The sequence below is a fragment of the Streptomyces nanshensis genome (genome assembly GCF_001751255.1).
In the GTDB taxonomy this organism is placed as follows: domain Bacteria; phylum Actinomycetota; class Actinomycetes; order Streptomycetales; family Streptomycetaceae; genus Streptomyces; species Streptomyces nanshensis_A.
Map to the genome: position 1 here is coordinate 1 of NZ_LJGW01000462.1, position 21977 is coordinate 21977.

General features: G+C 72.3%; 14 protein-coding genes. 4 read left to right on the plus strand and 10 right to left on the minus strand.

What is annotated here, in order from left to right; genetic code table 11:
• The 3 genes from AN218_RS28450 to AN218_RS28460 all read right to left on the minus strand — a co-directional run.
• On the minus strand, positions 1–1364 hold a 1364-nt coding region (locus AN218_RS28450), incomplete at its 3' end, for an ATP-binding protein (protein ID WP_070019979.1).
• Positions 1365–1699: 335 nt separating this feature from the next.
• Entirely contained in the window at positions 1700–3208 is a 1509-nt protein-coding gene (locus AN218_RS28455) for a CehA/McbA family metallohydrolase (protein ID WP_107421597.1), read from the minus strand.
• 233 nt (positions 3209–3441) lie between these two features.
• Positions 3442–4101 carry a hypothetical protein gene (locus AN218_RS28460; RefSeq protein WP_070019980.1) on the minus strand — a complete coding sequence of 220 codons (660 nt, stop codon included), beginning with the start codon at positions 4099–4101 and terminating at the stop codon, positions 3442–3444.
• A 185-nt stretch (positions 4102–4286) separates the two neighbouring features.
• Between AN218_RS28460 and AN218_RS28465 the strand changes: the two genes are divergently transcribed.
• Both AN218_RS28465 and AN218_RS28470 read left to right on the plus strand, forming a co-directional pair.
• Positions 4287–6896 carry a bifunctional FO biosynthesis protein CofGH gene (locus AN218_RS28465; protein WP_070019982.1) on the plus strand — a complete coding sequence of 870 codons (2610 nt, stop codon included), beginning with the start codon at positions 4287–4289 and terminating at the stop codon, positions 6894–6896.
• 125 nt (positions 6897–7021) lie between these two features.
• Positions 7022–8116, plus strand: a complete 1095-nt coding sequence (locus tag AN218_RS28470; protein WP_070019983.1) for an ADP-ribosylglycohydrolase family protein — start codon at positions 7022–7024, stop codon at positions 8114–8116.
• A 236-nt stretch (positions 8117–8352) separates the two neighbouring features.
• On the opposite strand, the gene AN218_RS34875 is transcribed toward AN218_RS28470, so the two are convergent.
• The 3 genes from AN218_RS34875 to AN218_RS28480 all read right to left on the minus strand — a co-directional run bounded on the left by AN218_RS34875 (position 8353) and on the right by AN218_RS28480 (position 10787).
• On the minus strand, positions 8353–8562 hold the full coding sequence (locus AN218_RS34875; protein ID WP_079132688.1) for a DUF397 domain-containing protein: 210 nt from the start codon (positions 8560–8562) through the stop codon (positions 8353–8355).
• Between the two features lie 138 nt (positions 8563–8700).
• Positions 8701–9561: a helix-turn-helix domain-containing protein gene (locus AN218_RS28475; RefSeq protein ID WP_070019986.1), complete on the minus strand. Its 861-nt coding sequence runs from the start codon at positions 9559–9561 to the stop codon at positions 8701–8703.
• Positions 9562–9980: 419 nt separating this feature from the next.
• Positions 9981–10787 carry a GOLPH3/VPS74 family protein gene (locus AN218_RS28480; RefSeq protein WP_070019988.1) on the minus strand — a complete coding sequence of 269 codons (807 nt, stop codon included), beginning with the start codon at positions 10785–10787 and terminating at the stop codon, positions 9981–9983.
• 511 nt (positions 10788–11298) lie between these two features.
• On the opposite strand from AN218_RS28480, the gene AN218_RS28485 reads away from it, so the two are divergent.
• Both AN218_RS28485 and AN218_RS28490 read left to right on the plus strand, forming a co-directional pair.
• Entirely contained in the window at positions 11299–14145 is a 2847-nt protein-coding gene (locus tag AN218_RS28485) for a D-alanyl-D-alanine carboxypeptidase (protein ID WP_244900783.1), read from the plus strand.
• A 501-nt stretch (positions 14146–14646) separates the two neighbouring features.
• A complete protein-coding gene (locus AN218_RS28490; protein WP_244900785.1) occupies positions 14647–16641 on the plus strand; it encodes an MFS transporter in 1995 nt (664 codons plus the stop codon).
• Between the two features lie 43 nt (positions 16642–16684).
• Here AN218_RS28490 and AN218_RS28495 read toward each other — a convergent pair whose 3' ends face one another.
• From AN218_RS28495 to AN218_RS28510, 4 genes are all read right to left on the minus strand, one after another.
• Positions 16685–17071 carry a VOC family protein gene (locus tag AN218_RS28495; RefSeq protein ID WP_070019991.1) on the minus strand — a complete coding sequence of 129 codons (387 nt, stop codon included), beginning with the start codon at positions 17069–17071 and terminating at the stop codon, positions 16685–16687.
• A 286-nt stretch (positions 17072–17357) separates the two neighbouring features.
• Positions 17358–17804, minus strand: coding sequence for an SSI family serine proteinase inhibitor (locus AN218_RS35715; RefSeq protein WP_070019992.1), 447 nt, complete (start codon positions 17802–17804; stop codon positions 17358–17360).
• Positions 17805–18095: 291 nt separating this feature from the next.
• Positions 18096–18491 (minus strand): hypothetical protein, encoded by a 396-nt coding sequence (locus AN218_RS28505; protein WP_070019993.1) that lies wholly within the window; start codon positions 18489–18491, stop codon positions 18096–18098.
• 312 nt (positions 18492–18803) lie between these two features.
• Positions 18804–21650 carry an NHLP bacteriocin export ABC transporter permease/ATPase subunit gene (locus tag AN218_RS28510; RefSeq protein WP_079132691.1) on the minus strand — a complete coding sequence of 949 codons (2847 nt, stop codon included), beginning with the start codon at positions 21648–21650 and terminating at the stop codon, positions 18804–18806.
• Positions 21651–21977 lie beyond the last annotated feature (327 nt).

Consider the following 21977-nt stretch of genomic DNA (forward strand, 5'->3'; position numbering starts at 1 on the left):
CTCACACCGGCCACTTCACCGCCGGGCACGTCCGCGCCCGGGCCGCCAGCACTGGGGCCGCCAGCGCCGGGGCCGCCGCCCGTGCCGTCCGTCTCCGCGTCCGCCGTGGCCTTCGCCTTCTCCTCCGGGGCCGCCGGACGTCGTCTCCGTCGCCTCGGCAGCTCGTTCGCGCCCGCCGGGCTCACGGCGGCGGACGGGGACGGTTCGCGGGCGGCGTCCTCGGTCTCAACGGCCGCGTCCACATGCGCCATTGGGACGGGCGTGCCGTACGGCGGTGTCGGAGACATCGCCGACATCGGATGTTCCGCTTCGTCGAGCAGTGTGAGCAGGGGCTCGCCCGGTATGTGCAGGACCGTGCGTACGCCCCCGTACGGCGAGATCTCCGCGTGTGTGCTGAAGCCGTACTGCCGCACGAGCTGTCCGACGGTCGCGAATCCGGTCCGCGGCGGATCGCCCAGCTCCGTGATCAGGACCGCCTCGCCGCCGGACATCAGCCGCTTGGCGCGGGCCAGTTCCTCGGCGGTCATGCCGACGCCCGCGTCGTCGATGATCACCGAGGCGCCGCGGTTGCCCTGCTGGAGGGTGACGGTGACGGGCAGTTCGGGGTGGGAGTAGTGCAGGGCGTTCGCCATCAGCTCCGTCAGCGTCACGGCGACCGGCTCGACGGCGCGGGCCACCACGCCCACCGGATCCCGCAGCAGATTGGTGACCTGGACGCGCTCGTAGCCGCTGAGCCGCGACGAGGCGCCGACGACGACGTCCGCGAGGTGCGAGTTCTCCCGCGTCAGCCCCGGCCAGGCCCCGCAGACCACGGCCGTCGACTGGATGCGGCGCAGGGCCTGTTCGTTGAGGAAGTCGGCCGCGAGCAGATCCTCGGCGACGAGCGGGTCCTCGTACTTCTCCTGCATCCGTTGCAGCAGGGTCTGCAACTGGTACAGCAGCGCCTGGATCGTCGTGGTCGCGCCGCGCATCGCCGCCTGCGCGGCGGTGTCGACCCGGTGCCGTTCCTTGACGACCTCCTCACGGACCTGGGCGAGCACCGCGTCGATGCAGCGGTCGAGTTCGGGACTGAGCGTCGCCGTCCCGAGCGGGCCGGGCACCGGTACATGGGAGTGGGCCAGCGAGGCCGTCAGTTCGGGGATACGGGTGTCGACGAGGTGGCGCAACTCGCCCTCGACGGCCTGGAGTCTGGCCGAGAGGTCGGCGGCGTACCGGCCGGCGCTCTCCAGTTCGGTCTCGGTCGCCTCGGTGTGCAGTTGCGACCTGCCGAGTTCCTGACGGGAACGGACGAGGAGCAGGGCCAGAACGACGGCGACTGTACCCAAGGCGAGGAATACGATCAGCGCCACCGGTGTGTCGGTCATCGGCGTCCTTGGTCAACTGGGTTGCTGTTTATCGGTGGTTGACGAGAGGCGGACGAGCCCGGGGACGAGCGGGCGCGCCCGGCGGGCACCGCCGCCTTCCGGAACTCCTCGCCGGGGATCCCCACATGCTGCCGCAGACCCGTGGAGTGCACACCCGTAACGGGAACATCCGTACACATCGACAGATCCATAGCGCGGTCAAACGCGAAGAGTTCGGTCATGTGCGGGCGGGCAGCCCGCGTCCCGGACGGGGGCAGAGTCACCTCGGAGCTCGGCCCCTCCGGACCGCCCCCGGTCCGCTCGCCCGCGCCGCTGTCCGCCCGCGGGCCGCCGCGTCAGCCTCCCCGGTGGCCCAGCCAGACCGGGTTGGTCATCGCGGCCATGGCTCCCGGCAGATCGGGCGGCGACCCGACGGGCGGCCGGTGGCGTATCTCCGCCCGTACATACGGGGCCAGTGACGCCGTCGTACGCCACTCCAGGGGCTTGTCGGAGACCGCCGCCGCGAACATCTCCCCCTCGTCGGTCAGCAGCCGTGCCGTGGCGCCGGCCGGGGCGCCGGAGACCTTCAGCCGCACGGTGACCTCCGCCTCCGGGCGCACGGCCAACCGCTCGCCGATGCCCGCGTGTTCACCGTGTCCGCCGTGCGCCGTGAGGCTCAGCGAGATCTCCGAGGACTCCGCGATATAGCTGCGGCCCGCGCGGATGCCCTCCAGCAGGGCCTGTCGCGAGAGATCCTCCGCGAGGACGACCGTCTGCGGCAGCCCGACCTTCTGCGGCTCGGCGTGCGCGTCGCTGTTGCCCATGGCGGGCACGGGGCCGCGGCCCGGCGGGGGCGCCGTGAGCATGTTGTCCCAGGCGGCGACGGCGAGTTCGTCGTCGGCCGTCCACGGGCCGTTCCACACCTCGATCGCGTCGGCCTCCGCATAGCCGAACTTCCACTGGCAGCCCACGAACGGGCAGTTGGGGTGGGCCGGGACCACGAGCCCGCCCGCGCGGCGCACTTGGCGCGCGAAGCGGGGGAAGCGGTCCTCTCCCGCCCGGTAGCGCCAGTCGAAGAATCTGCCCGGATCCGTGCCGAGGGCCACGACATGGCCGTTGCGTGTGGTGATCTCCTCGCCGCAGAGGATCAGGAACTCCTCGTCCCAGAGTCCTTCCCAAGCGCCGTGCCCCGACGTGGTGTTGTGCTCGGTGGTCGCGATGAAGTCCAGCCCCGCTTCGCGGGCGGCGGCTGCGGCCTCTGCCGGGGTGCGCTTGCCGTCCGAGTACACCGTGTGGAGGTGGCAGTCGCCCCTGTACCAGGCGCGGCCCCGGCCGCGGGCCCGCTCCGGCGGGTGGACGGGACGCGGCGTCGTCCCCGGAGGGCCGTACCGCAGGGTGACGGTGACCTCGTAGTCCATCCCCTGCGGCGCCACCGTGTACGGGCCGAGGGCGATGTGCCAGGTGCCCGCGCGCACCGGCCCGGCGAGATACCCGGGCGTCGCCTTCTCGGCGCTGATCGTGAACCGGTCCCGTGCGCCGCCCGACCAGCCGCGGAAGCCCCGGCCGCCGAGCGCCGTGCCCCGCTCGTCGAAGACGCCGATGTCCAGGGCGTTCTCCTTCGTGCCCTCGGGCACGGACGGCTTGTCGTAGGTGTACGCCACCTCGATCTCGCGGACGCCGGAGGGGACGTCGACCGGCAGATACACGAAGTCCGGGGCGCCGGTGGGCAGATGGCCCTTCACCGTGCGCGACTTCTCCGAGCCGTCGGCGGCCCGCGCGAAGCTCACACCCGAGAGCGTCAGCGCCCCCGTGGCCCCCGCGACCGCCGACATCCTCAGCACGTCTCGCCTCTCCACGCCCGGCATGTGCGCCTCCCCCTCGCGCGCGGCCCCGCGGCCGCCCCGTCCCTGTCGTCACGCGGCGCCCCTCGGCGGCCCCGTCCTTCCGCGCCGCCCGTCCAGGCGCCACAGGTCACTTTTGTACGCCCACGCGACAGGCCCCGGAACCCCTGTGGATAACTCCGGAACGAGCCGGCGAACGGCGACGGTCCGGGACGGCGGGACAACGGGACAAGGGGACAGGGGGGAACGGCCGGGCGTCAGGAGCGGCGCCGCGAGGCCAGGAAGATCGCCAGCCCCGCCACCGCCAGCACGATGACGAGGAACGGGATCAGCAGCCACAGCCACCACCGGCTCTTGCTCTTGCCCGTACCGACCGAGTTGTTGCCGTAACCGCCGCTGGACGTCGTGGTGGTGGACGAGTGGTACCGGGAGGTGCCGCCCGAACTGGTCTTGCTGATCCCGCCGCTGGTGCTGACGCTGCCCCCGCCGCTGCTCCCGGTGCCGGTCGTCCCGGCGCTCGTCGTGCCGCTGCTCGTCCCCGTGCTCGTCGTACTGCCGGAACTGCTGCCGGAGCCGGTGGTGAAACCGGAGCTCGACGTCGAACTGGAACTGGAGCTGGAGCTGGAGCTGCTGCTCGTGCTCGAACTCGACGAACTGCCGCTCGTCGTACCGCCCCTGCTGCTCCCGCCCGAGATCCGTCCGGGCGCCGCCTGCGTACGGACCTCGTCGCCGTCCGCCGCTCCGGCGGACGTCCCGCCGGACGCGCCCTCGGCGCCCTCGGCGCTCGCAGCCCCGGAGGCGCCGACAGCGCCCGGCGCCCCGCCCCGCGCGGTCCCGTCCGCGTGCGCCGTGGCCGCGCCCCCGCCCAGCAGGGCGCAGGTCAGCAGGGCACCGGTGGTGAGTAGGCGTATGCGCATGTGCTCCCCCGTGATTCTTCCGTTGTCGTCTCGGTCGTCGGTCGTCGGTCTCGGCCGTCCGCCGAACTGCCGTGTGTTGTCGTGTACTTGGCATCCGGCGGGTGTCACGCAGCACCGTAGACGATGTGACATTGCCCGCAGCGGCCGTTCCGGAGAGCCGTCGGTCACGCTCGTATGCTCGATCCATGACTTCGAACGCGCAGGCAGCCCCCACCGCCAACGCAATGCGCCGTGCCCTGAAGCGGGCCCGGGACGGGGTGACGCTCGACGCCGCCGAAGCCGCCGTGCTCCTCCAGGCCCGGGGCGAGGACCTCGCCGACCTGGCCCGTTCCGCGGCCCGCGTCCGCGACGCCGGGCTGGAGGCGGCGGGCCGCCCCGGAGTGATCACGTACTCGCGCGGCGTCTTCATCCCGCTCACGCGGCTGTGCCGGGACAAGTGCCACTACTGCACGTTCGTCACCGTCCCCGGCAAGCTGCGCCGCGAGGGCCACGGGATGTTCCTCTCGCCGGACGAGGTCCTCGACATCGCCCGCCGCGGCGCCGAATCCGGCTGCAAGGAGGCCCTGTTCACGCTCGGCGACAAGCCGGAGGACCGCTGGCCCGAGGCCCGCGAGTGGCTGGAGTCGCACGGCTACGACGACACGCTCTCCTATGTGCGGGCCATGGCGATCCGCGTTCTGGAGGAGACGGGCCTGCTCCCGCACCTCAACCCGGGCGTCCTGTCCTGGGCCGACTTCCAGCGGCTCAAGCCCGTCGCCCCGTCCATGGGCATGATGCTGGAGACCACCGCCGAACGCCTGTGGAGCGAGCCCGGCGGCCCCCACTACGGCTCCCCGGACAAGGAGCCGGCGGTGCGGCTGCGGGTGCTGGAGGACGCGGGGCGCTCCAACGTCCCCTTCACCACGGGGCTGTTGATCGGCATCGGCGAGACGTACGAGGAGCGTGCCGAGTCGCTCTTCGCGCTGCGCCGTGTGCAACGCGCCTACCACGGCGTCCAGGAACTGATCATGCAGAACTTCCGCGCCAAGCCCGACACGGCGATGCGCGGCACACCCGACGCCGAACTGGACGACCTGGCCGCGACGATCGCCGTCGCCCGCCTCGTCATGGGCCCCTCCATGCGGATCCAGGCACCGCCCAACCTCGTGGACGGGCGTGCCGGTGAGTTCGCCAAGCTCATCGAGGCGGGCATCGACGACTGGGGCGGCGTCTCACCGCTGACCAAGGACCATGTCAACCCCGAGCGCCCCTGGCCGCAGATCGACGACCTGGCCGAGCGCACCGCCGCCTCCGGCTTCCGGCTCCGCGAACGGCTCCCGGTCTACCCGGAGTTCGTCCGGCGCGGCGAACCCTGGCTCGACCCGCGGCTGATGCCCCACGTCGACGCGCTCGCCGAGCCGGACACCGGTCTCGCCCGCGAGGACGCCCCCGTCGAGGGCCGCCCCTGGCAGGAGCCCGACGAGGGACAGCTCGCCTCCTGGGGACGTACGGATCTGCACCGCACCATCGACACCGAGGGCCGCACCGCCGACCGGCGCGACGACTTCGACGAGGTCTACGGGGACTGGGGCGCCCTGCGCGAGGCGGCGGCCCCCGGCATGGCGCCCGAACGCATCGACACCGACGTACGGGCCGCGCTCGCCACCGCCGCCGACGACCCCACGCGCCTCACCGACGACGAGGCCCTCGCGCTGCTGCACGCCGACGGCCCGGCCCTGGACGCCCTGTGCCGGATCGCCGACGAACTGCGCCGCGACGTCGTCGGCGACGACGTGACGTACATCGTCACGCGCAACATCAACTTCACCAACGTCTGCTATACGGGCTGCCGTTTCTGCGCCTTCGCCCAGCGCCGTACCGACGCCGACGCCTACACCCTCTCCCTCGACCAGGTCGCCGACCGCGCCCAGCAGGCGTGGGAGGTGGGCGCCGTCGAGGTGTGCATGCAGGGCGGCATCCACCCGGACCTGCCGGGCAGCGCGTACTTCGACATCGCCCGCGCGGTGAAGGAGCGCGTGCCGGGCATGCACGTCCACGCCTTCTCGCCGATGGAGGTCGTCAACGGCGCGAGCCGCACCGGACTCTCGATACGGGACTGGCTGCTGGCGGCGCGCGAGGCGGGCCTCGGCTCGATCCCCGGCACCGCCGCCGAGATCCTCGACGACGAGGTCCGCTGGATCCTCACCAAGGGCAAACTCCCGGCCGCCACCTGGGCCGAGGTGATCGAGACGGCGCACGAGGCGGGCATCCGCTCGTCCTCGACGATGATGTACGGACACGTGGACCAGCCCCGGCACTGGCTCGGGCATCTGCGCACCCTCGCCGGGATCCAGCGCATCGCCCTGGACAAGGGAGTCGAGGGCTTCACCGAGTTCGTGACGCTGCCCTTCATCCACACCAACGCGCCCGTCTATCTGGCGGGCATCGCACGGCCGGGCCCCACGGCCCGCGACAACCGCGCCGTGACGGCCATGGCGCGGCTGCTGCTGCACCCGTACATCACCAACATCCAGACGAGCTGGGTCAAGCTGGGCACCGAGGGGGCGGCGGAGATGCTGCGCTCCGGGGCCAACGACCTGGGCGGGACGCTCATGGAGGAGACCATCTCCCGGATGGCGGGCTCCTCCTACGGCTCGTACCGCTCGATCCAGGATCTTGTCGAGATCGCAGAAGCCGCGGGACGTCCGGCCCGTGCCCGTACGACGCTGTACGGAGAGGTGCCGGCGGAGCGCCTCGAGAGGGCACACCGTTCCGACGGGCACCTTCCCCGGCTCCTTCCGGTGTCGGAAAGCTGAACCGTCGTTCTAGAGTGCTGCCCTGCCGAGGGGCCCGACCTCCCCTTGCCGCCATGTGAGTCCGTACCGGTCTACCGGTTTCCTAGCAGTGGGAGAGAGACGTGGCCGCTTCCGGCGGTGATGCCATGTGGGGCCGCACCGAGCAGCAGGATTTCCGCAGCAGGGTGCGTGGGTGTCTGCTGGGCGGTGCGATCGGCGACGCGCTCGGCGCGGGCGTCGAGTTCGACTCGCTGAGCGCGATCCGGCAGACGCACGGCGCGGCCGGGGTGACGGACTACGTACCGGCGTACGGGCGGCGCGGCGCGATCACCGACGACACGCAGATGACGCTCTTCAGCGCGGACGGACTGATCCGCGCCCATGTACGCCGTGACACCGGGGCCTGGCATCCGCCCACCGACGTGCACGCCGCGTATCTGAGATGGGCCGCCACCCAACGCGACTGGGGCCCGGACGAGCGCAAGGAGGAGGACGGCTGGCTCGCGCGCGAGGAGTGGCTCTACGCGCGGCGAGCCCCCGGCAACGCCTGTCTGGGCGGTCTCGCGGACGAGCGCATGGGCACCCTGGAGAACCCGAAGAACCCGGACTCCAAGGGATGCGGCACCGTGATGCGCTCGGCGCCGTTCGGCCTTCTGGTCGGCTGGGAGCCGCAGTTGGTCTTCCAGCTCTCCGTCGAGTGCGCCGCGCAGACCCACGGCCATCCGACGGGCTATCTGGCGGCCGGCGCCTTCTCCGCGATCATCCACTCGCTGGCGCGCAAGGACTCCCTCGACAACGCCGTGCAGAAGGCGCTCGTCCAGCTCTCCACCCGGCCGGGACACGAGGAGACCAGCGACGCACTCAAGCGCGCCCTCGGTGCGATGCGCCAGGGCATGCCGTCCGCGGAACGCGTGGAGTCGCTGGGGGAGGGGTGGACGGCTGAGGAGGCGCTGTCCATCGGTGTCTACTGCGCCCTGGTCGCCGAGGACGTACGGCACGGGCTGCTGCTCGCCGTCAACCACGGCGGCGACAGCGACTCGACGGGCTCCGTCTGCGGCAATCTGCTCGGCACCATCCACGGGGAGACGGCTCTTCCGCCCGCGTGGGTCGCGGAGTTGGAGGGGCGCGCGACCATTCTGGAGCTGGCCGACGACTTCTCCATGGAGATGACGCAGGGGCCCGCGCTGCACGCTCCGGGGGCCGCGTCGCCCGCGTGGCTCGCGCGCTATCCACGGGCCTGAGCGGCACGGCACGGCACTTCACCGCACTGCACTTCACCGGACCGCCGATGTGCCGCCGCCGTACGGCAGTCGGGGAGGGACGCACCCGCGGAGGGGAGGCACCGCGGGTACCGCAGACCCCGCGCGGGGCCCGCGCGGGGCCCGCGTTCCACCCTGGCCCCGGGCGTGGAAGAGCCCCCTCGGCAGGGACGGCGGACCGGTCGAGAGGGCTCAGCTCCAAGGTGGATACGGCGAGTTCAGTCCGTACGGAGTTCTTCACCGCCGCGTACGTCGCTCACGAAGCCGTTCCAGATTCTCGGCGTGAAGCTGAGCGACGGACCGCCCGGCGCCTTCGAGTCACGCACCGCGACCGCGCCCGGCGTCGGTGACTTCACCTCCACGCACGCACCGTTCGCCGAGTAGCTCGACTTGATCCAATCGGGCGTGTTTCCTTGCTGAATTGCCATAGCTGCTCCGGTTGTTCGACTCCAGTGAGCGACCGTACGCCCGGTTTTCCCGGCGCGAAGCGGCCGTTCACTCGACCGGATGGCATATTCCGCAGGACTCTTCTCTCCGCTCTTGGCCCAGGTGTACGCTCCCCGCTTTCAAGCGCGGGCATAGTCCTTTGCCACGTTCTCGATGAACTCGCGTGTCTGGTCCGGATTCAGGGCTTCGGCGCGCAAATGCTCGTACATCACGCTGTAACTCTGCACATCCTGCGCCTTCTCCAGATAAAGGTCGCTCGTGACGCCCTCCAGATAGACCACGGACGAGTCGGAGGCCTCCGGGAACTCCAGAATCGCGTACTGCCCGTTGACGCCCGGGTGCGCGCCCATCGAGAACGGCATCACCTGCACGGTCACATGCGGCAGTTGGGAGACCTCGTTGAGGCGTTCGAGCTGGCTCACCATGGTCTGCCGCCCGCCGACCTCGCGGCGCAGCGCCGACTCGTCCAGCACGGCCCACAGCCGCAGCGGATGACGCTGGTCCTTTATCCGCTCCTGGCGGCGCATCCGCACCTGGACGCGCTTCTCGATGTCCGCCGCCGACGCCTCGGGCTGTGCGCCCTCGCAGACGGCCTCCGCGTACTCCTTCGTCTGCAACAGGCCCGGTACGACCTGCGGTTCGTAGACGCGAAGCGAGGCGGCGTCGGTCTCCAGACCGATGTAGACGCTGTAGGGGATGTCGCCGAAGGCGTGCCACCAGCCCTGCTGGCGCGACTCCTTGGCCATCTGCATCAGCGACTCGACGACGCGGTGGTCGGCGACCTCGTAGACGCCGCACAGATCGCGCACGTCGCGCTGGCTGATGCTGCGCCGGCCGTTCTCCAGACGGCTGATCTTGGACTGGGAGACCAGCAGGCGGTCGGCGACTTCTTCGGCCGTCATGTTCTTCAACTCACGGAGGCGACGCAGCTCCTGGCCCAGACGGCGGCGTCGGACGGTGGGGTTGACGTTGGACGCCACTGGGAGTGCACCTCCGTGTAAGTACGACTACTTTCCAGCAGATTGCCACCACGGTGAGCGATCGCGCTGGCGAATGGCAACAGAGGGTGCATGTCCGGGCACCGGAAGGGGTCGGCTTACGGCCACGGTCACGGCCCGGGGAACGGCCGGGTCACGGCTGGGGTCCCGGTCGGGTCACGGCCATGGCGACGGCGCCGCTGCGGCGGCGGGGGCCGGCGGGAACGACGGGCAGGCGGGGGCGTACGCGGACGTACCCGCCGACTGCCCCTGCTCTGCGGGGAGTTCGGGCGCTCGCCGGGGAGCTCGGGTGCTCTCTCCGGGAGTTCGGGCTCCGGCACACATGCGTGCGCGCGGGGTGGTGGCCCGGCCGTCCCCTTCGACAGCCGGACCACCANCGTTGTTCTCCTTGCGCCCGTTGCTCAGCGTGCGCCGGCGCGGACCATTCCGCCCACGCTCGGCCGTGCCTTCTCCGGAACCTGCCGGGACTGGACGTGCCCGGTAGGTACGCCCGCGTGCGCGGGCGCCGGACGAGGGCTCTGAGCAGGCGGGGGCGCCGGAGCACCGGCCGCACCGCTTCCCGCCGAACGCCGGGGCTGCTGCGCGCCCGCGCCGTTCTGCACGTCCATCACGGCGTGCGCGACGAGACCGCCCATCGGGTCGTGCCGGATCAGATCCCGGAGCCGGGAGCGGCACGAGCGCCCCTCGTTGCCGGGATAGAGGTGCTTGCCGAGACCGACCGCGTGGGCGAGCGCCGCGAGCGCCGCCGTCCGCGGGTCCGGCGGCACGCCCGTACGGATCGCGGCATCGAGCCGGGTTCGGATCTCCCGGCTGATGGCCGTCTCCGTCGCCTGGTAGCGCGTCGTCGGCAACACCCCGCACATCTGGCTTGATACGGCATGCACCATGCCGCACCGCTCCAGGTGTGTGAGATAGGTTTGGCGAAGCCCCAATCGGGGCCCGCCGATCCAGTGGACAGCGCGCACAGGGCTGCCACGCCTGCGCAGCAACTCCAGTGCGGAGTCCAGAGTTGGATCTCCGGTCGGCCGTGGGAGCACCACGGCGATACGGTCCCCGTCAGGGGCTATACGTCCTGCGAGAGCCAGCTCGACGAGCTGGGCCCCGGCCAGGCCGAGGTCAAGCGACTGCGGCTGTGCCGTGGTGCCCGTGGCCGGGTCCAAGGCCAGCAGCAGAAGCTCCTCCGGAATAGTTCTGCGGCTCCTGCCCATCCATGCCTCCCCGCGTGGATGTCTGACAGGGTGACCCCTCTCACAATGGTCTGTCGAGAGTGCCTGGGTGTTATGGACGGGAACCAGTAGGTATGTCGTTCTCGTCTCCGGGTGCGGAGAGACCTGTCCGTGACCTTGTCGGAGCCCCCGCGCGATATGGGAGGCGCGGCGCGCAGGACACTGTTAACTGGTACGGCGAGCGGCGAGCATTCAGCAGCAGGAGGCATCGGTGGCGGGCGAGTCCCCCGACAAGGTGGAGCGCAGGCAGTCGTCGGGGGAGACGACGGATGACGGCGGGACGGTTGCGTCCCCGGCCGGGAAGCCTTCCGCGAAGAAGTCCGGGCAGAAGCGTGAGCGGAAGCGGAAGGGCGGCTCTTCGGCCGCTGCTGAGCGCACCGCGAAGACCTCGGGTGAGGCCCGCGATGAAGCCGGAGGCGGCGCTTCGAAGAGTGCCGCCAAGAAGCCCGTCGGCAACCGGCGAGGCTCCGAAGCGGAAGATGCGGAAGCCGCTGTGGACACCCCCGGAGGCACCGAGGAATCCGACGCCGGGACGGCCACGGAAGGCGCGGAGAGCACCGAGGGCGGCGGGCCCAACGACGCCCGGCTGAAGGCCGCCGTGGCGGCGTGGGTCGCCGGATCCGACGACGAACGGGACGAGCCGCGGCAGGCCGACGCGGAGACCGCGGACACCGGAAACGGCGAGGCCGTCAAGGACGGAACCGCCAACTCGGCCGCCAGGGAGAAGAATTCAAGCCAAATCCCGGCCAGCGACCTGCCCGTGCGGCCGAAGCCGGAGGGCGGGGACGAGAGCGACGCGGACGGCGACGGCGGCGAGGCCGCTGCCGACGCCGGGGGCGAGAGCGCCGGCGAGGGCACGGAGGACGCGGAAGCGGAACCTCAGCGGGCCTCCGGTGTCACAGCGGACACGGGAGCCTCACGGGCCACGGAGGGCGCCGAGAGCGCCGTACGGGGCGCGGGCGAGGTGGACAACCCCACGGCGATGTTCCGGACCGTACGCGTGGACGCCGACGACACCGCGGCGACCGACAGCGAGGAGGCGGCCCGGCGTGCCGAGCGCATGACGGCGGCCTTCTTCGGCGCGAGCAAGAAGAGCGACGGCGAGGGCGGCGAAGAGGAGGACGCGGACACGGCGAGCAGCGCGGGCGAGGGCGAGGGCGAGGAGCCGAGCGGGACGGAGGGTGCCGTTCCGGCCGCCGCCACGGACGAGCCCATGCCCGCGGCGCCCGACGCATCGAACGCGCCCGACGAGCCTGCGGTGCCGGCGGCGCGGGAGACCCCGAAGTCCGAGTCGAAGTCCGCGTCCGAGCCGAAGTCCGAGCCGGAGCCCGAGGCGGAGAAGTCCGTCGACGGAGTCGACGGAGCAGCCGCGAAGGGTGCGGAGAGTTCCGCGGAAACTTCCGAGGACGAGGACGAGGGCGAACCGGCCGGCGAGCGTGTGGACGAGCCCACGACGGCCATCCGCGCCTTCGGCCCCGACGCGCCCGCCAAGGGCTCCGCGAAGAAGCGCGGAACGGACCGCGTGGACCAGCCGACGGCCGTCTTCCGTACCGTCGATCCTCCGACCCGCGACGCCGGGGACGACAAGGCCGACCCGAAGGCCGGCGAGAAGCCGGACGGGGACGCGGACACGGATGCGGATGCGAAGCCCGCAAAGCCCGTCGACCCGAGGCTTCCGGCCGAGTCCGCCAAGTCCGCCGCGGCGGCCAAGTCCGCCGACTCCGGTGCGTCCGCGTCCGGGAAGCCGAAGGCCGAACAGACCGCGCCCGCCGCCGAGTCGGAGGCCCCGGCCAAGCCGGACGGGAAGCCGGACGCCAAGCCCGACGCCGAGCCGGAAGCCGAGCCCGACGCCGGGGCCGAGCCTCCGGAGTCGGAGTCGGAGCGTACGAGCCAGTTCGTGCCCCTGCGTTCCGCCGACGCGCCCCCGCGTCCGAAGCACGACCCGGCCCCCGTCGTACCGCCGAAGCCCGAGGGCCCGCCCACGGCCGGCGAGCTGCCCCCGGAGGCCGCCCCTGAGCGTCAGCTCTCCGAGGCCGAGCTGACGCGGCAGCAGGCGCGCCCCGACCAGGCGCCGCTGGATCTGCTCGCCCAACTCACCAACACCCCGCCGCCGCCCGAGACTCCGCTGCGCAACGCCGTGCGCCGCGTGAAGATCTGGACGCCGCTGGTGGTCGTGCTGGCGATCCTGTTCGTCATCGCACAGGCCGTACGGCCGCTTCCCGACCCGGAGTTGTCGCTGTCGGCCGCGCCGACCTACACCTTCCAGGGCGCCAAGCCGTCCATGCCGTGGCCCTCCGAGGGGCAGGCCGCGGTCGACGTGCAGGGTCTGGGCTCCCTCGGCTCGTACGGCAAGCAGAAGCCGGTGCCGATCGCGAGCGTGGCGAAGGTGATGACCGCGTACGTCATCCTGCGCGACCACCCCGTCAAGAAGGGGTCGCAGGGGGCGAAGATCCCCGTCGACAAGAAGGCGGAGGACGAGGCCGGGCTGAGCGCGCAGAACGAGTCGACGGTCGAGGTGAAGAAGGGCGACACCCTCACCGAGAAGGAAGCCGTCGAGGCCGTGATGATCGCGTCTGCGAACAACGTGGCCCGGTTGCTCGCCCGTTGGGACGCGGGTTCGGAGAAGGCGTTCGCGAAGAAGATGAACGCGGCCGCCAAGGACCTGGGGATGAAGAACACCAAGTACACCGACCCCAGCGGTCTGACGGCCTCCACCGTGAGCACCGCCACCGACCAGGTGCGGCTCGCGAAGAAGGCGATGAACATCGACCTGTTCCGCGACACCGTGCGGCTGCCCAGCTACAAGGACGCCGAGGGCGAGGAGCACGGCAACTGGAACAAGCTCGTCCCGGTCGACGGCGTCGTCGGCATCAAGACCGGTACGACGACGAAGGCGGGCGGCAATCTGCTCTTCGCCGCCGAGCAACGGGTCGGCGGGACCGAGCAGTTGGTCGTGGGTGCCGTACTCGGCCAGTACCAGCCGTCGATACTCGACACGGTGCTGGCGAAGAGCAAGAAGCTCATCGACACCGCGCAGGACTCGCTGCGTGCGCAGAAGGTCGTGGAGAAGGGCGAGGTCGTCGGGTATGTGGACGACCAACTCGGCGGCCGGACACCGGTCGTGGCCTCCCGCGACGTCTCGGCGGTGGGCTGGTCCGGGCTGAAGGTGAAGCTCGGACTGACCGACGGGGGCAAGGCGCTGCCGCACACGGGCAAGGCCGGCGACCGGGCCGGCACGCTCACCGTGGGCGACGGGCCGGGCCAGGTACGGGTGCCGGTGAAGCTCAAGGACGACATGAGCGAGCCGGGATTCGGGGCGAAGTTGACCAGAATCCTGTGATCCGGGTGGCATGGCCCGGTGAGAGGGTCCGGCTCACGGCGAGTGAGGCGGGCCGAGCCGTACGGGGGAGAGAGCGCAGTGCCGCCTGTGCAGGAGCCGCAGACACCGGAGGGTGACGACGCCGGTGACGCCGGTATAGGTCCCGGGGACGACGCCGTCCCCGGGACGGGCGCGTCCGGCCCTCCGGGGAGGCCGGGCACCTCCGGTGCGTCCTCGCGCGCCGCCGCGGGGACGGAGACCGCCACCGAGACGGGTACGGAGACGGGCACGGAGACCGGGACCGTTCCCGGGCCGCGGCGTGGCACGGACGGGGTCGCTCACGGCGGCACGGATGCGCGAACTCGCGGCCGTACGCGCGGACGTACTCCGTCGCGCCCCCGGCATCGTCCGGCCGCCGAGGAGCAGCACGCACGGGCGGACGCCACGGCGACCGGTACGGGCCCTCCCGTCACGGATGTGCCGGGAGCGGATCCGCCCGGAGCGGGTTCGCAGAGGCCGCCGGTGTCCGCGGACGGGCTCTCACCTTCGCGCGAGCGCGAGGCCCCGCACCCCGACGGCCTCGCCGTCACCGAGGCACCCGGCCCCGACGCTCCCGACGACACCGGCGCCTCCGACGACGCCGAGGCCCCTGACGGCCCCGACTCCCTTGACACCACTGCCGATACCGCCGCCCGCCCGGCTCCGCGTACCGGCACCGATTCGGACACCGACAGCGACTCGGACACCGCCGCCGACGCCCGTTCCGGCGCTCCCGCCGGCTCCCGCGTGCGCCGTCTCGCGTCCGGGCTGGTGCGCCACCCCGTGGCCGCGCCCGTACTGCTCGCGACCGTTCTGCATCTGCTGTGGCTCTGGCTGCTCGCCAGCGGCGGCGGTGACCTCGCGGCGCAGGACGCCTGGGCGGAGTTCGTGGGGGAGCACCCGGACTCGGCGTACAACCTGGCCTGGTACGGCGGGCTCCACCCCATCTCCTACAGCGTGCTCTCGCCCTATCTCATGGCGTGGCTGGGGGTGCGCACCACGCTGATCCTGGCCGGGATCCTCTCGGCCGGTCTGCTGGCGCTGATTCTGCGCCGGGTGCTGAACAGGCCGCTCGCGCCGGCGCTGTGGGGCGCGTTCTCCTTCACGTGCAACGCCGCCTCGGGGCGGGTGACCTTCGCGCTCGGCGTGCTCTTCGCGCTCGGCGCCGTCGCGATGGTGTGGGCCTGGCCGCGCCGCTGGTGGCGCGGTTCGGGCAAGCTCCGGTACGCGCGGGGGGCCGCCGCCGCGGTGCTGGCCGCCCTGGCGACGACGGGCAGCCCCGTGGCCGGGCTGTTCCTCGAAGTCGTCGCCGCCGCCCTCTTCCTGGACCGGCGCCGCCAGGCCGCGTACTCCCTGGCGGTCGCGCCGCCCGTGGTCGTCGTGCTCTCGGCGGTCTTCTTCCCCTTCCAGGGCCTCCAGCCGATCCCGTGGTGGTCGGTGCTCTTCCCGCTCGCCGGTGCGGTCTCGGCGTTCCTGCTCGTTCCGCGCACCTGGCGCACGGTACGGCTCGGTGCGCTGGTGTACTCGGCCGGCACGGTGCTCACCTGGTTCATCCCGTCGCAGGTCGGCTCCAACGTGGAGCGGCTCAGCCTGCTCTTCGGGGTGGTGATCCTGCTCGCGGCGGCTCCGCTCGTCGTGCGGGACTGGCGGTCGCGGCGGGGCGTGGCGATGATCGTCGCGCTCGTCGTCGCGGCCGGCTGGCAGCTCGGCAAGCCGGCCTACGACGTCTTCGCCACGACGCCCGACGACGCCTGGACCGGTGAACTGCGTCCCCTCGTCCAGCAGTTGAAGCATGTGGACGCCTCGCGCGGACGGGTCGAGGTGGTGCCCGTACGCAGTCACCGCGAGGCGTCGGCGCTCGCTCCGTACGTCAATCTCGCCCGCGGCTGGAACCGGCAGGCCGACACCGACCGCAATCCCGTCTTCTACGAGAACGGCGGCCTGACGCCGAAGCGTTACCACGAGTGGCTGCGCCGCTGGGCGGTGCGGTTCGTGGTGCTGCCGTCCTCGCCGCCGGACGGCGCGGGCGTCGAGGAGGCCGAGATCGTCCGCGCGGGGCAGCCGTATCTCAAGGAGATCTGGAGCGGCGTGCACTGGCGGCTCTTCCGCGTCGACGATCCGCTCCCGATGGCCGATCCGCCCGCGAGCGTCGAGCACGCGGGCGCGGGCCAGGTGAAGGTACGGGTGCGCAAGCCCGGCGCGGTGCTCGTACGGATTCCGTGGTCGCCGTGGCTGGGCCTCGTCGACGCGCGGGGCAGGCGCATCGAGGCGCCCGCGCCCGGCCGGCCGAACCTCCAGGGGTGTGTGCGGCAGGCCAGGCCGCAGGTGGGCGGGCCGCCGCCGCCCGGCCGGGACGAACCGGTGCTGGACACCTGGACGTTGCTGGAGGCGCCCCGCCCCGGCACGTACCGGCTGGCCGCGCCCTACAAGCTGCCCCGCGGCACGACCTGCCCGGACGGGACGGGCACGGCCCGCTGACCGAAGTCCCCCGTCCCCGCCGGTGCCTCCGTCACGCCGTGTCTCAACTGCCGCTGCCGTAGGGGCGGGTGATGATCTCCAGGGCGTGGTCGTCCGGGTCGGCCCAGTAGACGCCCCGGCCGCCGTCGTTGTGGTTGATCTCGCCCGGACGGTGCCGGTAGGGGTCGGCCCAGTACGTCAGCCCCGCCTCCTGGATGCGGCCGAAGATCGCGTCGAACTCGTCCTCGGAGACGAGGAAGGCGTAGTGCTGCGGCGTGATCGTCCGGTCTCCGGCGTCCGCGAAGTCGAGCGTCACGTCGTTGCCGACGACCACCGGCAGGAACGGCCCGAACTGCGGCTGCACTTCGAGCCCCAGCAGCCCGGCGAGAAACTCCGCGGACACCTTCTTGTCGGTGGATTGCACGATCGTGTGGTTGAGCTGGACGGTCATCTCTTCTCCTGCCCTCGGTCTCCCGCGGCTGCCGCGCCGCGGCGGCTGGTTCCGTCGCTGTTCTTGCGCTGTCTTGCGCTGTCCTTGCACTGTCTCTGCCGGGTCCCCGTCGCTTCCCGGGCGGCGCCACCGCGGCGCCGTACCGCGGCACGCGAACGCCGGGCGCTCGTGTCAACGAACGCCCGGCGCGGGGGATTTCGGGATGCGCCTCGTCCCTTGGTCCCTCGTCCGCTGGTCCTAGGGCGGACGCGTCGGGACGGGGCGGGGCGGGCGCCGTCCGCAGTCGTCAGTACGGGGAGCGGCCGCTGGTGCGGGGCAGCAGCGGGACGAGGGCGTCCCAGCGGCGCATCTCGCAGCCGTTCTCGCGGTTGAAGTGGGCGTCGACGCGCTTCCCGGCCCAGACGCCCCGGACATGGGCGCTGGCCGGGCCGCCGTACTGCATCGTGCAGTGCGTGCCCGGACGGACCGGTGCGAAGGGGTCCTTGCCCCAGGTGGTCCCCTTGTCCAGCGCGGCGCAGGCCTCCTCGGTGCGGGGGTGGTCGCCCGCCGAGGGGTGGCAGTAGAGGTCGTAGGTGCCCTCGGTGGCGGCGCTGCCGGACTCGGCGATCGTGACGGTGAGATGGTCGCCCGGCGCGTGGCGCGCCTCGGCGAACGCGTCCGGCGTGCCGGTGACGGCGACGGTCAGGGCGGAGGCGAGCGCCGTCGCGGCGACGGCGAGGCGGCGGTTGAGCATCGTGGACTCCTGAAGGGCAGATACGGACGGTGTTGGCGGCCGGGGCCGGCGGGAAGTGCGGCGGACGGCGGTGTACGGGACGTGCGCGCCGTACGGGACGCCGTACGCGAAGGGGCGCCGCCCCGGCCCCGGCCCCGGACGGCGGGCGGCGAACCGCCGCCGTGGGGCAGTACCTTGGCCCGCCGTGCCGTCCCGAGGCGGCGTCCGTCGCCTCCGATCCCGGATGACGACCCGAACGAGGTACGGCGAGCGCATGCGTACGGGCGGCCGTGTCCCGTCCGTTCGTCCGTCTCACCCGGGGACGTCGGTGGCGGCGGGGAGCGCGCGGAGTGCCGCCCCGCTCCCTCGTCCGCTCCTCTCGGCCCGCTCGGCTCTTGCGGCCCTCTCGGCCTGCTCCTCGGAGGCGCCGCTCCCGGCCGTCGCGTCCGCCGAGTCCGCTGCCTCCGCGACGTCGGCCGGGCCCGTACCGTCCGGGGGCTCCGGCTCCAGCGAGCCGTCGGGCAGGACGCGACGGCGCTCCCGTGAGGTGCCGGGCACGGTCCGGCCCTGCCGGTTCCATTCGTGGGCGAGCCCGGCGTAGATCGGCTCCAGCCAGTAGGCGCCGGTCAGTTCGGCGAACTGTGTGCGGGGCGCGGTGAGTACGTCGTCGTCCGCGCCGGTCTGAACGATGAAAGACGTGTGTCCCATGCACGGCGCAACACCCGGCGCCCGTACGGGGACACTCCTCGCGCGGTCATGTCACTGCCACGAGAGCCCTCGTTCGATCACGCGTTGGTCACGGAACGTCAAGAAGCGGCGTCAATGTCCGCCGCGGTACGGGTGCGTGGGCCGGGCCTCCCGGCGGGCGGCCTCTGCCTCGCAGGTGAACTGCCCTGTGGGAGCGGGGAGTTGGCGCCGTACGGCCGTGCACGGCGCCTGCCGCGGTGCGGTCCGCCGCGAGGGCGGTGTTCGATTCGGTCCGTGCCCGGTACCGCCGTGCGCGGAGCCCCGTACCGTACGTCAGCGGATCTGGCGGCGTACCAGTTCGTGGAACTGCCCGGAGGTGTCCGCGAGCAGTTGCGCCGGCGTCCCCTGCTGGACGACCCGCCCCTGCGACATCACCAGCACCCGGTCGGCGTCCATGACGGTCGACAGCCGGTGGGCGATGACGATACGGGTGGCCTGGAGCTTGCGGGTGCTCTCGATGACGGTGCGCTGCGTCTCGTTGTCCAGGGCGCTGGTCGCCTCGTCGAAGTAGAGGATGCGGGGGCGGCGGATGAGGGCCTGGGCGATCATCAGACGCTGCCGCTGACCGCCGGAGACGGCGGCGCCGCCGTCCGAGAGGATCGTGTGCATCCCCATGGGCATCCGCTTGATGTCCTCGGCGAGACCGGCCATCTCGGCGGCCTCCCACGCCTCTTCGTGCGAGTAGATCTCCGCGCCGCAGATCGAGTCGAGGATCGAGCCGACGAACGGCTGTGCGTTCTGCAGGACGACGCCGCACTGCCGCCGCACCGCCGCCTGGTCCAGGGCCGCCAGGTCCTGCCCGTCGTAGAGCACGCTGCCCGAGAGCGGCTTCTCGAAGCCGATGAGCAGCCGCAGCAGCGTCGACTTGCCGCAGCCGCTGGGGCCGACGACGGCCACGAACTCGCCCGGCTCCACGCGCAGTGAGACCTCGTCGAGCGTGAGCGGTCCGTCGTCGCTGTAGCGGAAGGAGAGGCCCCGGGCCTCGATCCGGCCGGTCAGCTCGCCGGGCTGGGTGCTGCCGCCGCGCACCTCCGTGGGCTCGTGCAGCACCGGCTTGACCTTCTCGAACATCGGCAGCGCGGCGGCGGCCGAGATCAGTGAGTTGGTGAGCTGTGTGACGGACGTCAGCATCATCGTCACCGCGGTGTTGAAGGTGAGGAAGCCGCTGGAGGAGAGGGTGCCGCGGGCGGGACCGGCCAGCAGCATGAACATCACGAGCGAAGTGAACGGCAGATAGACCGAGTTGAGCACGGTGGTGAGGTTCTTGATCCGCCCCACGCGCTGCTGGAGCTCCCGGCTGCGGGCGAACTCCCGTGCCCACGCCGCGTACGCGAAGGACTCGGCGGCGGCGACCCGCAGCTTCGGCAGCCCGCGCAGGGTCTGGAAGGACATGTTGTTGAGCTTGTTGTTGAGGTCCACCAGCTTGCTCTGCCAGCGCAGTTGCCACACGCCCATGGCGATGAACGCGCCGGCGATGACGACGAGCAGCCCGAGCGCCATCAGCGCGAGCGGCACGCTGAAGAAGAGCAGCAGCACGAGGTTCATCGCGCCGACCGTGCACGCCTGCACCGCCACCGGTCCCACCCCGGACAGCACCCGCCGCATGGTGCTGATCCCCATGGCGGCGCTGGCCAGTTCACCCGTGGAGCGCTCCGCGAAGAACTTCGTCGGCAGCCGCAACAGCCGGTCCCAGACGGCCGGTTGGAGAGCGGCCTCGACGCGTCCCTCCATGCGCAGGATGGAGGTGTTCTGCAACAGCATGAACGCCGCCGAGACGATGCTGCTGAGCACGATCGCCAGCGACACCTGGGTGATGAGGCTGGTCTCCGCGTTCGGCACGTACACGCCGAGCACCTGACCGGTCGCGATCGGCACCAGGGCGCCCAGACCCACGGCGACGAGCCCGCCGAGGGCGAGGTTGCGCAGATCCATGCGCGTGCCGCCCAGGCAGAAGCGCATCAACCCCCAGGCGCTCAGGGGCTGTTCGGGCAGCGGACGGTAGAACATCACGGCGCGCGGCTCGAATTCGGCCGCGCGGGACCCGCGGATCCGCGTGCGGGCGCCGTCCGCGTCCACCGCCTCGTACCGTCCGCGCCGCCACAGCAGCGCGACCGGCTCCCCGGATCCGGCACGGTGGCCCACGAGCGGGCCGGTGTTCTCCCGCCACCAGCCCTGACGCAGCTTCACCACGCGGGTACGGACGCGGGAGCTGAGCGCGATGCGCTCCACGGGGGACGTACGGTCGCCCTCGCCGCGGCCCTGCGCGGGCGCCGACAGCTCGATCCCGGCGGCGCGGGCCGCGAGACGGGCCACGGCCAGGGTCGCGTCGTCGGTCGCGGCGGTGGGGACGGAGGCGTCCTTGCCGGTGGTGTTGATGGAGGCCAACAGCGCCTGGTCGGCCTGTGCACGCACGGCCTCGCCGGCCTCGATGCCCGCGGCCGTACGGTCCTCGTGGGCGCGCTCCAGGAGTTCGATCCAGCGGTCCAGCGCGGAGAGCAGCCGGAACTGCTGGTCGACCATGCGCTGCCACATCGCCCCGTCGACGAGGAGCTGCGCGGCGGCCTTCGGGCTGAACTCGGCGCCGTACTGGACGCTGCGCGGCTCCACGTGCATCCAGAGGATCTCGTCGTCCTCCGCGCCGCCGCCGGTGCCGGGGTGTACGGCGTCGGGGGAGACCTGGCCGTCGAGCGGGGCCTCGAAGAGCACGCGCAGGCTGCGTCCGATGCCGAGGGCGAAGGCGGTGTCGAGCGGGCTGTGGGGGAGGGCGGCGGCGCCCGGCTGGGCCTGGGGGTGGGCGTGGGGCTGGGCCATGGGAACGGCTCCGTGGCCCTGGAAGTGGGCGGAGACGTCGCTGTATTCGGGCCGGGCCAGCTCGCGCAGCTCGATGCGGCGCAGCGCGCACTCGCGCAGCGGCCGGCCGACCAGGGTGTGCTGGGTGCCCTCGATCGGGCCGAGGAGGAGGGTGCCGGGCTCCAGCCTGCCGAGGAAGTGCCAGTGGCCCTGCTGGACGGCGTCGACCGCGAAGAGGTCCATCGCGCCGGCCGTCACCAGCCAGAGCACATGCGGGCCTTCGAGCGGGACGCTGCGCACTCCGGTGCAGTCGACGCCCTCGCCGAGCATGCCGAAGGCGGCGGTCACCTGGTCCTGGGGCGGTGCGGGGGCCGCCGCGGCGGGCGGCGGTGCGACGGCGGCGTGGGCGCCGGTGTCGTAGGGCGAGGCGACGGGATGGCCGCCGGTGTCGTACGGGGAGGCGACGGGGTGGCTGCCCGTGTCCTGCGTTCCGGCGTCCGGGGCGCCGGAGTTGGCGGCTCCGGGGTTGGCGGTTGCGGGGTTCGCGGTTCCGGGGTTCGCGCCCGTACCCGTGCCGGCGCCCGTGCCCGTCCCGTACGGATCGCTCTCCACATATGGGACGGCCGGCTGCGGGCCGGTGTCGTACGCGCCGTCCTG